Origin of the sequence: Halomonas salinarum, from assembly GCF_012062845.1 — a bacterium.
GTDB classification, from domain to species: Bacteria; Pseudomonadota; Gammaproteobacteria; order Pseudomonadales; family Halomonadaceae; genus Onishia; species Onishia salinarum.
On sequence record NZ_WWNB01000016.1, the window covers coordinates 64,361 to 77,696 of the forward strand.

11 protein-coding genes and 3 tRNA genes are annotated in these 13,336 nt (G+C 59.9%); 10 read left to right on the top strand and 4 right to left on the bottom strand.

The window, feature by feature from the left end; genetic code table 11:
• Nucleotides 1-133: 133 nt before the first annotated feature.
• The 3 genes from HF027_RS11910 (at nucleotide 134) to HF027_RS11920 (ending at nucleotide 5,019) form a co-directional block, all read left to right on the top strand.
• Nucleotides 134-2,056 carry a PrkA family serine protein kinase gene (locus HF027_RS11910; RefSeq protein ID WP_168015956.1) on the top strand — a complete coding sequence of 641 codons (1,923 nt, stop codon included), beginning with the start codon at nucleotides 134-136 and terminating at the stop codon, nucleotides 2,054-2,056.
• A gap of 107 nt (nucleotides 2,057-2,163) precedes the next feature.
• Nucleotides 2,164-3,444 carry a YeaH/YhbH family protein gene (locus HF027_RS11915; protein WP_168015958.1) on the top strand — a complete coding sequence of 427 codons (1,281 nt, stop codon included), beginning with the start codon at nucleotides 2,164-2,166 and terminating at the stop codon, nucleotides 3,442-3,444.
• Between the two features lie 18 nt (nucleotides 3,445-3,462).
• Nucleotides 3,463-5,019 (top strand): SpoVR family protein, encoded by a 1,557-nt coding sequence (locus HF027_RS11920; RefSeq protein WP_168015960.1) that lies wholly within the window; start codon nucleotides 3,463-3,465, stop codon nucleotides 5,017-5,019.
• A gap of 169 nt (nucleotides 5,020-5,188) precedes the next feature.
• On the opposite strand, the gene HF027_RS11925 is transcribed toward HF027_RS11920, so the two are convergent.
• Nucleotides 5,189-5,500, bottom strand: coding sequence for a high-potential iron-sulfur protein (locus HF027_RS11925; protein ID WP_168015962.1), 312 nt, complete (start codon nucleotides 5,498-5,500; stop codon nucleotides 5,189-5,191).
• 403 nt (nucleotides 5,501-5,903) lie between these two features.
• On the opposite strand from HF027_RS11925, the gene HF027_RS11930 reads away from it, so the two are divergent.
• Nucleotides 5,904-6,743, top strand: a complete 840-nt coding sequence (locus HF027_RS11930) for a DNA/RNA non-specific endonuclease (RefSeq protein WP_245184775.1) — start codon at nucleotides 5,904-5,906, stop codon at nucleotides 6,741-6,743.
• Nucleotides 6,744-7,007: 264 nt separating this feature from the next.
• Here HF027_RS11930 and HF027_RS11935 read toward each other — a convergent pair.
• The 3 genes from HF027_RS11935 to HF027_RS11945 form a co-directional block, all read right to left on the bottom strand.
• Nucleotides 7,008-7,094, bottom strand: a tRNA-Leu gene (locus tag HF027_RS11935).
• Nucleotides 7,095-7,157: 63 nt separating this feature from the next.
• Nucleotides 7,158-7,244: transfer RNA gene (locus tag HF027_RS11940), tRNA-Leu, on the bottom strand.
• A 100-nt stretch (nucleotides 7,245-7,344) separates the two neighbouring features.
• Nucleotides 7,345-7,431: transfer RNA gene (locus HF027_RS11945), tRNA-Leu, on the bottom strand.
• Between the two features lie 236 nt (nucleotides 7,432-7,667).
• Here HF027_RS11945 and rnr point away from each other — a divergent pair.
• The 6 genes from rnr to rplI all read left to right on the top strand — a co-directional run bounded on the left by rnr (nucleotide 7,668) and on the right by rplI (nucleotide 13,050).
• Complete coding sequence (gene rnr, locus HF027_RS11950; protein ID WP_168015966.1) at nucleotides 7,668-10,076, top strand: ribonuclease R; 2,409 nt, start codon at nucleotides 7,668-7,670, stop codon at nucleotides 10,074-10,076.
• 76 nt (nucleotides 10,077-10,152) lie between these two features.
• The gene (gene rlmB / locus HF027_RS11955; RefSeq protein WP_168015968.1) at nucleotides 10,153-10,941 is read left to right on the top strand and encodes a 23S rRNA (guanosine(2251)-2'-O)-methyltransferase RlmB; all 789 of its coding nucleotides are present in this window, start codon (nucleotides 10,153-10,155) and stop codon (nucleotides 10,939-10,941) included.
• A 143-nt stretch (nucleotides 10,942-11,084) separates the two neighbouring features.
• A complete protein-coding gene (rpsF, locus tag HF027_RS11960; protein WP_136253606.1) occupies nucleotides 11,085-11,471 on the top strand; it encodes a 30S ribosomal protein S6 in 387 nt (128 codons plus the stop codon).
• A gap of 25 nt (nucleotides 11,472-11,496) precedes the next feature.
• Nucleotides 11,497-11,724: a 30S ribosomal protein S18 gene (rpsR, locus tag HF027_RS11965; RefSeq protein ID WP_136253605.1), complete on the top strand. Its 228-nt coding sequence runs from the start codon at nucleotides 11,497-11,499 to the stop codon at nucleotides 11,722-11,724.
• 12 nt (nucleotides 11,725-11,736) lie between these two features.
• Nucleotides 11,737-12,588: a hypothetical protein gene (locus HF027_RS11970; protein WP_168015980.1), complete on the top strand. Its 852-nt coding sequence runs from the start codon at nucleotides 11,737-11,739 to the stop codon at nucleotides 12,586-12,588.
• A gap of 15 nt (nucleotides 12,589-12,603) precedes the next feature.
• Complete coding sequence (gene rplI, locus HF027_RS11975; RefSeq protein ID WP_168015970.1) at nucleotides 12,604-13,050, top strand: 50S ribosomal protein L9; 447 nt, start codon at nucleotides 12,604-12,606, stop codon at nucleotides 13,048-13,050.
• Nucleotides 13,051-13,336: the final 286 nt, after the last annotated feature.

Sequence of the window (13,336 nt, forward strand, 5' to 3'; positions counted from 1 at the left end):
TAGCGCCAGATGATGGTTGCGTTGAAGTGAGCAGTAAGTCCCTGGCAACCGATTCTGTCTACGCTGATAGGTGTGCCCTCCTCGAACTGACAGTTCCCGTCATCGTCGAGGAATCGTGCTTAAGGAGGCTTCGATGAGCATCTTCGATCATGTCCAGAATCGCTATGAACGCGTTCAGCAGGAAGAACTCAGTCTTAAGGAGTACCTGGAGCTCTGTCGTAGCGATCCAACCGCCTACGCCTCGGCATCCGAGCGTATGCTGGTGGCGATCGGGGAGCCCGAGGTGATTGATACTGCCAAGGATTCCCGGCTATCCCGTATCTTTTCCAACAAGGTGATTCGCCGCTACCCGGCGTTTTCTGAATTCTATGGCATGGAAGAGGCCATCGAGCAGATCGTCGCCTACTTCCGCCATGCCGCTCAGGGCCTCGAGGAGCGCAAGCAGATCCTCTATCTGCTGGGCCCGGTCGGGGGCGGCAAGTCGTCCCTGGCCGAACGCCTCAAGCTCTTGATGGAACGAGTGCCTTTCTATGCCATCAAGGGCTCGCCGGTATTCGAGTCACCGCTTGGGCTTTTCTCGCCGGAGGAAGATGGCGAGCTTCTCGAGACCGAATACGGGATTCCCAGGCGCTGCCTGAAGAGTGTGATGTCGCCCTGGGCCGCCAAGCGTCTCAAGGAGTACGGCGGCGATATTACCCAGTTCCGGGTGGTGCGCCTCTACCCGTCACGGCTTAACCAGATCGGTATCTCCAAGACCGAACCCGGCGATGAAAACAATCAGGATATTTCCTCACTGGTGGGTAAGGTCGATATTCGCCAGCTCGAGCTCTACTCCCAGGATGATCCGGACGCCTACAGCTTTTCGGGTGGGCTGTGTAAGGCCAACCAAGGCCTGATGGAATTCGTCGAGATGTTCAAGGCACCGATCAAGGTGCTGCATCCGCTGCTGACGGCGACCCAGGAAGGCAACTACAACCCCACCGAGGGGATGGGCGCCATTCCCTTCGAGGGTGTCGTGCTGGCGCACTCCAATGAAAGCGAATGGCAGACCTTTCGTAACAACCGCAACAACGAGGCCTTTCTCGACCGTGTCTACATGGTCAAGGTCCCTTACTGTCTGCGGGTGACCGAAGAGGTCAAGATCTATCAGAAGCTGATGGAGCACTCCTCGCTTTCCAAGGCACCCTGTGCACCGGATACGCTGCGCATGCTGGCCCAGTTCACGGTGCTTTCCCGGCTCAAGGAGCCCGAAAACTCGAGCATCTACTCGAAGATGCGGGTTTATGACGGCCGCAACCTCAAGGACACCGACCCCAAGGCCAAGTCGATCCAGGAATACCGGGATAGTGCCGGTGTTGATGAAGGCATGACCGGGCTGTCGACTCGCTTCGCCTTCAAGATCCTTTCCAAGGTATTTAACTTCGACACCCATGAGATCGCCGCCAACCCGGTGCATCTGCTCTATGTGCTGGAGCAGCGCCTGGAGCAGGAGCAGTTACCCAAGGAGGTCTTCGAGCGCTATCTGCGCTTCATCAAGGAGTTCCTGGCGCCGCGTTACGTCGACTTCATCGGCAAGGAGATTCAGACCGCCTACCTGGAGTCCTACTCCGAGTATGGCCAGAACATCTTCGATCGCTACGTCACCTACGCGGATTTCTGGATTCAGGATCAGGAGTATCGTGACCCGGAGACCGGTGAGCTCTTCAATCGCCAGTCACTCAACGAGGAACTCGAGAAGATCGAGAAACCGGCGGGCATCTCCAATCCCAAGGATTTCCGTCACGAAGTGGTCAATTTCGTGCTGCGGGCTCGGGCCCAGAATAACGGCATGAACCCCAGTTGGGGGTCCTACGAAAAGCTGCGGGGCGTGATCGAGAAGAAGATGTTTGCCAACACCGAGGAATTGCTACCGGTGATCTCCTTCAATGCCAAGGCCTCTCAGTCGGACCAGAAGAAGCACGAGGACTTCGTCGCGCGGATGGTCGATCGTGGCTACACCGAGAAACAGGTGCGCCTATTGTCGGAATGGTACCTGCGCGTTCGCAAGTCCCAGTAACGCGTCATCGTCACGCGCGTTACTGAGACGGGTGTGATAGCGCTGTGGAGCGCATCGCCGGGCCGGGGATTGGCCCGGCCAGCGGCGCGAGGCGCCGGGAGGGCAGCATGAGTTATTTCATCGATCGACGGGCCAACGCCAAGCACAAGAGTGCGGTCAATCGGCAGCGCTTTCTTGATCGCTACCGCACGCACATCAAGCGCTCGGTCGAGGAAGCCGTCAATCGGCGTTCGATCACCGATATGCAGCACGGGGAAAAGGTGTCGATCCCGACGCGGGATATCTCCGAGCCGGTCTTTCAGCACGGGCAGGGCGGGCATCGTTCCATCGTCAGTCCTGGCAACCGGGAGTTCGATGAAGGCGATCGGCTACGTCGCCCCAGTGGCGGCGGCGGAGGCGATGGCAGCGGCGAGGGTGGGGCGTCCAACCAGGGGGAAGGGCTGGACGAGTTTGCCTTTAGCCTGACCCGCGATGAGTTTCTCGATTTTGTCTTCGATGGCCTCGAGCTACCTCATCTCGAACGCAAGCAACTGATGGACCTGGAGGAAGTGAAGCCGGTGCGGGCCGGCATTTCCCGCGAAGGCGTACCATCGAGGATTAATATCGTCCGCTCGATGCGTGAGGCGCAGGCCAGGCGCATCGCCATGCGTGCGCCGATCCGTCGGGCCCTGCGCGAGGCCATGGAGGCTCTGGAGGAAGAAGAGCGCAAGGATCCCGTGCTGCGCAATCCTTCGCGCATCCAGGAGCTCAAGGACGAGATCGAACGGCTCGAGAAGCGACTCGAGTCGGTCCCCTTCATCGATACCTATGATCTTCGCTACAACAACCTGGTCAACCAGCCCACGCCATCCAACAAGGCGGTGATGTTCTGCGTGATGGATGTCTCGGGGTCGATGACGCAATCCCACAAGGACATCGCCAAGCGTTTCTTCTTGCTGCTCTATCTGTTTCTCGAACGCAACTACGAGAAGGTCGAGCTGGTGTTCGTTCGCCACCATACCGCCGCCAAGGAGGTCGACGAGGAAGAGTTCTTCTACTCACGGGAAACCGGCGGCACCATCGTCTCAAGTGCCCTGACCCTGGTCGACGAGATCATCCGCGACCGTTACCCCCCGGCGGACTGGAACCTTTATGTCGCGCAGGCCTCCGACGGCGACAACTGGGACGACGATTCCACCACCTGCCGTGAAATCCTGTCCAAGTCGCTGATGCGACAGCTCGCCTATTTCACCTACGTCGAGATCACACCCCATGCCCATCAGGCGTTGTGGGACGAATATGAGGCCGTCGAACAGGATTTTCCTTCACGTTTCGCCATGCGCCAGATCGTCGAGCCGGGGGATATCTATCCAGTGTTTCGCGAGCTGTTTCGCAAAGTTGAGGCCTGAGTGGCTCCAGGAGGCAGCATGAGCAAGACCCGAAAGACGCCCATCGCCACCGGCTCGGACTGGAATTTTGAGGTGATCGCCGAGTTCGAGCGCGAGATTGCAAGGCTAGCCGACGAATATCGCCTCGATACCTATCCCAACCAGATCGAGGTGATCACATCCGAGCAGATGATGGACGCCTACGCCAGCGTCGGCATGCCGGTGGGTTACCATCACTGGTCGTTCGGCAAGCAGTTCCTGTCGGTCGAGCAGGCCTATCGTCGCGGCCAGATGGGGCTTGCCTATGAGCTGGTCATCAACTCGGATCCCTGCATCGCCTATCTGATGGAAGAGAATACGCTGATGATGCAGGTGTTGGTCATGACCCATGCCTGTTACGGCCATAACTCCTTCTTCAAGGGCAACTACCTGTTTCGCACCTGGACCGATGCCAGTTCGATCATCGATTACCTGGTGTTTGCGCGCAAATACGTGGCCGAGTGCGAGGAGCGCCACGGCGTGGTGGCGGTGGAGCAACTGCTGGATGCCTGCCATGCGCTGCAGAACTACGGTGTCGATCGTTATAAACGCCCCTCGCCAATTTCCGCGGAGGAAGAGGCGCTGCGCCAGGCCGAGCGCGAAGAATACCTGCAGACGCAGGTCAACATGCTGTGGCGTACCATCCCGCTTGCCGGTCGGGGCCTGGACGAGGGCGCGCAGGATGACAGTGACGATCCACTGGGCCTGCACCAGGCCGGTCGCTATCCACCTGAGCCTCAGGAGAACCTGCTCTATTTTATCGAGAAGAACGCTCCCCTGCTGGCGCCCTGGCAGCGGGAGATCGTACGTATCGTGCGCAAGCTGGCGCAGTACTTCTATCCGCAGCGCCAGACTCAGGTGATGAACGAAGGCTGGGCCACGTTCTGGCACTACACCCTCATGCACCGGATGTTCGATGAGGGGCTGGTCGATGAGGGGCTGATTCTCGAATTCCTGCAGTCGCACACGGCCGTGGTACATCAGCAGCCATTCGATAGCCCCTACTACAATGGCATCAACCCTTATGCTCTGGGGTTTGCGATGTTTACCGACCTTCGCCGCATCTGCGAAGCGCCGACCGACGAGGATCGCGAATGGTTTCCCGACATTGCCGGCAGCGATTGGCTCGAGACGCTTCACTTCGCGATGCGCAACTTCAAGGACGAGTCGTTCATCCAGCAGTTTCTGTCACCCAAGGTGATACGTGATCTCAAGCTGTTCAATGTGATCGACGACGACCAGGACGAGATGCTGACGGTGGCCGCGATCCATGACGAGCGTGGCTATCGACGCGTGCGTGAGGCGCTGTCGGTACAGTATGCGCTGTCGGTACGTGAGCCGAATATCCAGGTTTATGCCGCCGATATTCGTGGTGATCGCTCGCTGACCCTTCGTCATGTTCAGGACCGCCGTCGGCCACTGGAAAAAAGCGTTTATCCGGTAATGCGCTACCTGCATCAGCTTTGGGGGTTCACGGTGCGACTCGAATCGATCGAAGGTGACGAGGTGGCGAGACGCTATCAGTGGCCGTTGCCCAATGAAGGAGCACCTGACTAAGGGCAGTGGCGGTTATCGGCGAGCCATTGCGGGAAGGCGTGGCATTAGCCAGGTCTTAAGGCTGGATGCAGCCACTTAACGAAAAGACCCGCCGGCCGGCGGGTCTTTCGTGTGGCTCGGGCAAGAGAGTGTCCCGAGCCTGTGGCGCCGTTAAGGCGAAATTGCTGCGTTACGCGGCGGTCCAGGACTGGCACCAGCCGGCCGGCTCCACGCTGTTCTGCGGGAACAGCTGACAGCCTTGATTCTCTGCATTGTAGAACATGCAGTTGGAGCATTTTTCGCCCTCAGCATAGGCCGGATGATCGCTGGCATCGCTTGCCTTGGCGACATAGTTCAGGGCCTTGGCTTGCGGGTTTTCCGGGTCCAGACGCGGCAGGTCCTGCGCCAGGGCCTGACGTGACAGAATACCGGCGCCCAGAGGTAGTGCGGCAAGGCCTAGCAGGCTGTTACGCATGAAGTCGCGGCGACTCTGATTAGCCATGGTATCTCCTCGGTGTTGATATTTTTGGGGTCTCCAGATGCCCTGCCAGGGGCGAGACCCATATCACGGTATTATATAGGGCGGCTCGGACCGCCTCTGGCTTTGGCGAGGACGCTAAGCCTCGCGGCGATTCCGTCTGACTACCACTTTCAATACTACGACCAGTAGCGTTTCACGGAGTTCGACGTCCCCAGTTTAGTGCATGACGGTGAAAGTAGGGAATCAATGGGGCGCCACGGGGCAATTGGTCGCAGTCTGCGTCGTGTCTATGCCCGCAGCGGTCCGCTGGTATACTCCGCCACTCGGCCCACCACGGGCCAGGCGGCAGCCGGGTGAATGAACCGGCTTGGCGTCGAGCATGCTGCAACCACAGCCGGGGGCGTGAATGGGGAAATTGTTGTCGATGGCGCGCGCTGGACTGGGTCGTCTGCTAATCGCTGGTGTGTTCGTGGCCGTGGCCACCGGGCTCTGGTACAGCCAGGAGGCCGATTATCGCAATAGCCTGAGTTGGGAGGGGGTGACGACCTGGGAGTCACCGACCCCGCTGAACCTGCATCGTGTACTGCGCAACGATGGATACCTGGTGGGCTGGTCTGACTTGAGGGTCAATCCGCTTTGGGTGAGCTACTGGCTGAATGACACGGGCACATCGCAAATCGGTGATCGTCCCGGTTTCAAGCGTGACTGGCGCACCCTCTGGCCGGTGAGTGCCGACAGTTACCGGGGCAGTGGCTATGATCGTGGTCACCTGGCGCCCAACTATGCCATTGCGAATGTTCATGGTCGCGAAGCTCAGCGGCAGACCTTCCTGATGAGCAATATGTCGCCTCAGCGCCCCAACCTGAATCGCCAGCTTTGGCAGCGGTTGGAGGAGGCGGTGATGGACCACTTTGTGCCTCGCTTTGGCACTCTGCAGGTGATTACCGGGCCTATCTACCCCGCAGACTTTCTCGAGGGCGTCTTTCACCGGGTAGGCTTTACGCAGGTGCCTGAGGCGTTCTACAAGATTCTGGTCGTGCCGTCTCAAACGCCTCGGGTGATTGCCTTCATCATGCCTCAGCAAGTCAGCGGTAATGAGCCGCTGGATCGATTCCTGGTTAGCGTCGACAAGATAGAGGCGCGCACCGGCCTGGACTTTTTCCCGCAGTTGACGCAGGAAGTGGCGAGGCGGCTTGAAGGTAACGTTGATACGCACGGCTGGGACCTGCAAGCCGTGGCGCGACGTCCTGGGCGCTTTCAGTAGCTGCACGCGTGTTCAGTAATGACAGCTGACCCAGGGGCGCGGCAGCAGGGGCAGGGCAAGGTAAGCCGGCGGTGTCCAGGGGAAAGCCCCGAGTATTCAGGAACAAGGAAAGTAGCGCTTGAAGCGTTGGCCTCTGGCCATTCTTTCAGCTATACAGTTTTCCAAACGGGCAGGACAGTCTTCCAGTCGGGCAGGGAGATCACTGTTACTGTCTATTCAGAAGGGTGAGGACATATCGTGCGGGGGAAGATACATGATGCGAATTGGTGCCCGGGAGAGGACTTGAACCTCCACGTCCATACAGACACTAGCACCTGAAGCTAGCGCGTCTACCAATTCCGCCACCCGGGCGCATCATGCTGGCTGGTGTTCGCGTGCTGGGCCATCCAGGCAGTCTAGAAAAGACTGTTTCGATGGTGCCCAGGAGAGGACTTGAACCTCCACGTCCATACGGACACTAGCACCTGAAGCTAGCGCGTCTACCAATTCCGCCACCTGGGCGAACACAAGCCATACTGTGCCGCTGACGAATCAACGGGTCCTGCGGGATTACTGCAGTTGGAATCTTCATTCCGTGATGATCAGGCTTTCGGATCATCGTTGGTGCCCGGGAGAGGACTTGAACCTCCACGTCCATACGGACACTAGCACCTGAAGCTAGCGCGTCTACCAATTCCGCCACCCGGGCAAGTGGGCGGTATAATACCGATTTCATAAGACAATGCAAGACTTGGGCCGGGGTGTGCGCGAGATTTTTTTGTTATCGGCAGAGTGGGTCGACTCGTCGCGTGCTTGAGGCCCGGTCACGGTTATGGTTGGGTCAGGCTCGCTGCAACGCTATACTGGCGCGATGTTAATGAACACACGAATTCTTGCCTCACGCCCGTGGTGCATCGTTTTTCCCTTATCAAGGACGCCTTGCGTATGACTCAGTGGACGCTCAGCGACGATCCCCACGCGGAACGTGAAGCCCACAAGTATGACAATCCGGTACCCAGCCGAGAATATTTGCTCCGCCGCCTCGAAGAAGCAGGCAAGCCGATCACGCATGAGAGCATGAGCCGGATGCTGGGCCTCGAAGAAGAAGACCAGCAGGAGGCTGTGCGCCGCCGCCTGGCGGCAATGGAGCGCGACGGGCAGGTGCTGCGCAACCGTCGTGGTGCCTATGCGTTGATCGACAAGCTCGATTTGATCAAGGGCAAGGTACTTGGGCACCGTGATGGCTTCGGCTTCATTCTCCGCGACGACGGCAAAAAGCCGGACCTGGTATTGCCGCCACGCCAAATGCGCCGTGTTTTTCACGGTGACCATGTACTGGTGCGCGTCAGTGGACGCGATCGTCGCGGCCGTGACGAAGCCACCATTGCTGAAGTCATCGCCCGCAATACCCAGACAGTGGTAGGCATCTATCGTCAGAACAATGACGAGTTTGCAGTGCTGATTCCCGAGAATAGCCGCATCACCCAGGAAGTGCTGATCCCTCATAGTGCCAGCGGTGGCGCTCAGGACGGCCAGGTGGTTTCGGCACGTATCGTTCAGCAGCCCGAGACACGCAAGCAGCCGGTGGGTGAAGTCACTGAGGTGCTCGGTGAGCGCATGGACCCGGGCATGGAAATCGGTATCGCCATCCGCAGCTATAACATCCCGGATGAGTTCCCACCGGCGGTGGACGAGCAGATCGGCTCCATGTCCGCTGAGGTCGCCGAGGACGATAAGGCGAATCGTATCGATCTGCGCCACTTGCCGTTGGTGACCATCGACGATGAAAGCGCCAAGGACTTCGATGATGCCATCTGCGCCTACCAGACCAAGTCGGGCAGCTGGAAGCTGATCGTTGCCATCGCCGACGTCTCGCATTATGTCCGCCCCGGCAGCCCCCTGGATGAGGAGGCACTGGTCCGCGGCAACTCGGTGTATTTCCCCGGTCAGGTCGTGCCGATGCTGCCTGAGCTGCTTTCCAATGGCCTGTGTTCGCTGAACCCGGCGGTCGATCGACTGGCCCTGGTCTGTGAGATGAATATCTCAAAGACTGGTGCGATCAGCCGCTACCGTTTCTATGAGGCGGTCTTTCAGTCTCATGCGCGTCTGACCTATAACAAGGTCGGCAAGATCCTGCAGGAACCGGAGAGCGCTGAAGGCAAGGCGCTGCGCGACGAGTATTCCTCGCTGGTACCGGCGATCGAGCAGCTACACGATCTCTACAAGTTGCTGCGTACCGCGCGCAGCGAACGTGGCGCCATCGACTTCGAAACCACCGAGACGGCGATTCTCTTCAACGAAGAGCGCAAGATCGATGCCATCGTGCCGCGCACCCGCAACGACGCGCACAAGATCGTCGAAGAGTGCATGCTGGCCGCCAACGTGGCCACCGCGCGCTTCCTCGACAAGCACGACCTGCCGGCGCTGTATCGTATTCACCAGCCGCCGACGCCTGAGCGCCTGGATCGCCTGCGGTTGTTCCTCAACGAGCTGGGACTGTCCCTGGGTGGGGGCGATGAGCCGACGCCGCAGGACTATCAGGCCCTTCGTGAGGCCATCAAGGACCGTCCTGATGCCGACATCATCCAGACGGTGATGCTGCGCTCGATGAATCAGGCGGTCTATTCGCCACAGAACGAAGGGCACTTTGGCCTAGCTTACCCGGCCTACGCCCACTTTACCTCGCCGATCCGTCGCTATCCGGACCTGCTGGTGCATCGCGCCATTCGCTCGGTGATTCGCGGGCCACGCCAGACGGCGACCGTACTGCGTGCTGAAGGCGCTCCCGTCGAGCCGCCGAGTCGTTGGGCGCCTTACTCCTTCGAGCAGATGGTCCACTTCGGTGAGCATTGCTCGATGACCGAGCGTCGCGCCGACGATGCGACGCGGGACGTGGAAGACTGGCTCAAGTGTGAGTTCATGTCCGACAAGGTCGGTGATGTCTTCGAGGGCACCATCGCCTCGGTGACGCAGTTCGGTATCTTCGTGCGCCTCGACGATGTCTACGTCGAGGGACTGGTGCACGTGACCTCGCTGCCCTCAGATTATTACCACTACGAGGCCGAGAAGCATCGCCTCAAGGGCGAGCGCTCCGGCGTCAGCTACCGGTTGGGCGACGGTGTTACCGTGAAGGTGGCGCGGGTCGATCTCGACGACCGCAAGATCGACTTCGATCTGGTCGACGATAAACCACGTCAAAAGCGGGCGCCGCGCCGCAAGCCAGGCACCGAGCAGGCCAGCAGCGACAAGCCGCAAGGTGACAAGCCGGCGCAAGGTGACAAGCCCAAGGGCGATAAACCCAAGTCGGGCCGTCGTCGCGGGCCGCGCAAGCCGCGCGGTGGCGGTAAGCGCTAACGCCGGTCGCGCATGTCAGGCGCTGAGATCAGCCGCCTGACATGGGGTTGCTTTGAACAATCAGGAATAGCCGATAATGAAACGACGTCCCGGCCAGCGAGGACCCAATGCGCCCTCTGGCCTTGATGCGGTATATGGTGTGCACGCGGTACGTGCCCTGTTGGCGAGGGGCGAAGCCCCGCGTGAGCTCTGGGTGCAGGACGGCAATGCCGGCGCGCGTCTCGCCGAGTTGCTCGACGAAGCTCGCCGCTTGGGTACCCGTGTCCAGTTCCAGCCCCGCGAATCGCTCGATGCGCTGGCTCAGGGTGCGGCGCATCAGGGCGTCGTGGCCTTTTGTCCGCCGCTGTCGGCCGAAGGCGAGGACTCCCTTTGGCTGAGGCTCAATGGCTGGACCAAGGAAGCGCCGCCCTTATTGCTTATCCTCGATGGCGTCACCGACGTGCATAACTTCGGTGCCTGCCTGCGTAGCGCCGATGCGGCGGGCGTTGATGGCGTCATCGTGCCCAAGGACAAGGCCGCCCCACTCAATGCCACGGTGCGCAAGGTCGCCTGTGGTGCAGCCGAGAGCGTGCCGGTCTATCAGGTCACCAATCTGGCGCGCGCCATGGGCAAGCTGAAGGAACACGGGGTGTGGATCACCGGCACCGCCGGCGAGGCCAATGCCAGTGTTTTCGATGGCGACTTCAACGGCCCCTGCGCGCTGGTGATGGGCGCTGAAGGCAAGGGCATGCGTCGGCTGACCCGCGAGGCCTGCGACACCCTGGTCAAACTGCCGATGGTGGGCAGCGTGTCGAGCCTCAACGTCTCGGTGGCGACCGGTATCTGCCTGTTCGAGGCGCTACGACAGCGCCAGCTTGCAAGCTAGTCGGCCGGTCACTACAATTGTCCGGCTTGGTCGGACTGCGACCAGACAACACACCCGTTAAATCACTCCTTGCTTCCCCAGGTGCGGCGAAGGCTTCACTTCGTTACTGCCCTATGGAAGCTGTCAAACCGAAAGGAGACACTATGCGTCATTACGAAATCGTGTTCATGGTCCACCCGGACCAGAGCGAACAGGTTCCGGCGATGGTCGAACGTTACACCAGCCTCGTTACCGAGAGCGGCGGCAGCGTTCATCGTCTGGAAGATTGGGGTCGTCGTCACCTGGCGTATCCGATCAACAAGATCCACAAGGCTCACTACGTGCTGATGAACGTCGAGTGCAGCGGCGAGACCCTCGAAGAAATCGAGAATGTCTTCCGCTTCAACGATGCGATCATCCGTAGCCTGGTCGTGCGTTGCAACGAAGCCATCACCGAAGCTTCACCGATGATGAAGCCGGCGGAAGAAAAGCGTCCGCGCCGCGAAGACAAGCCGCGCGAACGTACCGAAACCGCTGAAGAAGCTAACTGATACGCACCGCCAGGAGGATTTTTACATGGCACGCTTTTTCCGTCGCCGTAAGTTTTGCCGTTTTACCGCCGAAGGCGTGAAGCAGATCGACTACAAGGATCTGGACACCCTTAAGGCCTACGTCACCGAGACTGGCAAGATCGTTCCGAGCCGCATCACCGGTACCCGTGCACGCTACCAGCGTCAGCTGTCCAGCGCTATCAAGCGCGCGCGCTACCTGGCTCTGCTGCCGTACTCCGATAGCCACCAGTAAGCCGTTAGCGTGATGCTGTCGATTGCCCGCTGGATGATGCGGGGGCTGCCCTACGCTGTCGGAGGGGCCGCGCTATCAGGGCTGGTGCCGTGGCTGTTCTGGATGAGCGCCGCTATTGCTGGCCTGGTGACGCTTCGCCAGGGCATGGCATCGGCTCTGCCGGTGATCCTGGCGGCAGGCCTGCCTGCCGGCTGGTGGTGGGTTCAGGGGGATGTGATTCCCCTGGCAACCCTGCTGCTGGTGACCCTGATGGCGGTGGTGCTTAGAGAGCGCCTGAGTTGGCCTGAAGCACTGATTGGTGGGTCCCTGGCCGGGGCCGCCATGATCCAGCTAGGCGTCTTCCTGCCGCCGGGCGGCACCGAAGCACTGCTTGATCAGCTCAGTCAGAGTTCGCCGGAAGTCCAGCAAATGCTGGATGAGTTTACCCGTCAGGGTATCTCCACCGAGGCTCTCGCGACCCTGGTCATCGGCGGTGTCAGCGGCATCATTGTCTTGCTGCTCGCCGTCGCCTGCCTGGCCATAGCGCGAGGCTGGCAGGCGGGGCTCTATAACCCGGGTGGCTTTCGCGAGGAATTTCATTCCTTGCGACTGACCCCGCGGGAGCTGGTGACGCTAGTGGTGCTGGGTATCATCGGTTCGCTGCTGGCGTTACCGGGGCTGGCGATTCTCGCCTGGGTACCCCTGCTGATCGCGGGCATTGCGCTAATTCACGGAATTATTGGTCTCAAGGGGATGAAGGGGCTCTGGTTGGTAGTCTTCTATGCACTGTTGATTACCACTTGGCCCACGATTCTGATTGTGCTGCTGTTGGCTCTTATCGATACGTTTGCGGATTTCCGCACGCGTCTGGCCCGCAGCGTCTGACAAGAGGTTCACGAGATGGAAGTCATTCTGCTCGACAACATTGGCAAGCTGGGCGGCCTGGGTGACAAGGTCACCGTCAAGCCCGGTTACGGCCGTAACTATCTGATGCCGTACGGCCTGGCCGTTCCGGCAAGTAAAGAAAACCTGGAAGCCTTCCAAGCCCAGCGTGCTGAGCTTGAAGCGCAGGCCGCCGAGCGCAAGGCTGAAGCCGAAGCTCGCGCCGAGCAGCTGGCCGAGATCGAACTCTCGCTGGTCGCCAAAGCTGGCGAAGATGGCAAGCTGTTCGGTTCTATCGGTCCTCGCGATCTGGCCGAAGCCATCGCCCAGGCCGGTATCGACATCGCCAAGAGCGAAGTTCGTATGCCGGAAGGTCCGCTGCGCCGGACTGGCGAATACGATATCGATCTGCAGCTGCATGCCGATGTGGCATCCAGCGTGCGCGTCGTCATCGTCGCCGAGTAAGTCGTTACCTCGCATCCTTGATGCGAGCATGACGTAAGAAGCACACGGGGGATTCCTCCGTGTGCTTTTTTTTGGTGCGCCAGGCATGGCGCGCAGCGCCGGACAGGTGCTGTTCCCGAGGGTGGTGCCTCGGGATGACTCGGGGGTGAGAGTCCCCTACGGACCCTGATAGCGGGAACCGTTAGCTGAACAGCAAGGGTGTCCGTCGCGAGGCGGAATCTGGAGGAAGCTGTAGGCAAACTCCTGGCCCGACGAACAGGAACCGCATACGAGGCTGTCGCACCTG

Coding starts and splice junctions, on each gene's coding strand:
- HF027_RS11910 (WP_168015956.1), top strand. CDS start 134: ATGAGCATCTTCGATCATGTCCAGAATCGCTATGAACGCGTTCAGCAG.
- HF027_RS11915 (WP_168015958.1), top strand. CDS start 2,164: ATGAGTTATTTCATCGATCGACGGGCCAACGCCAAGCACAAGAGTGCG.
- HF027_RS11920 (WP_168015960.1), top strand. CDS start 3,463: ATGAGCAAGACCCGAAAGACGCCCATCGCCACCGGCTCGGACTGGAAT.
- HF027_RS11925 (WP_168015962.1), bottom strand. CDS start 5,500: ATGGCTAATCAGAGTCGCCGCGACTTCATGCGTAACAGCCTGCTAGGC.
- HF027_RS11930 (WP_245184775.1), top strand. CDS start 5,904: ATGGCGCGCGCTGGACTGGGTCGTCTGCTAATCGCTGGTGTGTTCGTG.
- rnr (WP_168015966.1), top strand. CDS start 7,668: ATGACTCAGTGGACGCTCAGCGACGATCCCCACGCGGAACGTGAAGCC.
- rlmB (WP_168015968.1), top strand. CDS start 10,153: ATGAAACGACGTCCCGGCCAGCGAGGACCCAATGCGCCCTCTGGCCTT.
- rpsF (WP_136253606.1), top strand. CDS start 11,085: ATGCGTCATTACGAAATCGTGTTCATGGTCCACCCGGACCAGAGCGAA.
- rpsR (WP_136253605.1), top strand. CDS start 11,497: ATGGCACGCTTTTTCCGTCGCCGTAAGTTTTGCCGTTTTACCGCCGAA.
- HF027_RS11970 (WP_168015980.1), top strand. CDS start 11,737: ATGCTGTCGATTGCCCGCTGGATGATGCGGGGGCTGCCCTACGCTGTC.
- rplI (WP_168015970.1), top strand. CDS start 12,604: ATGGAAGTCATTCTGCTCGACAACATTGGCAAGCTGGGCGGCCTGGGT.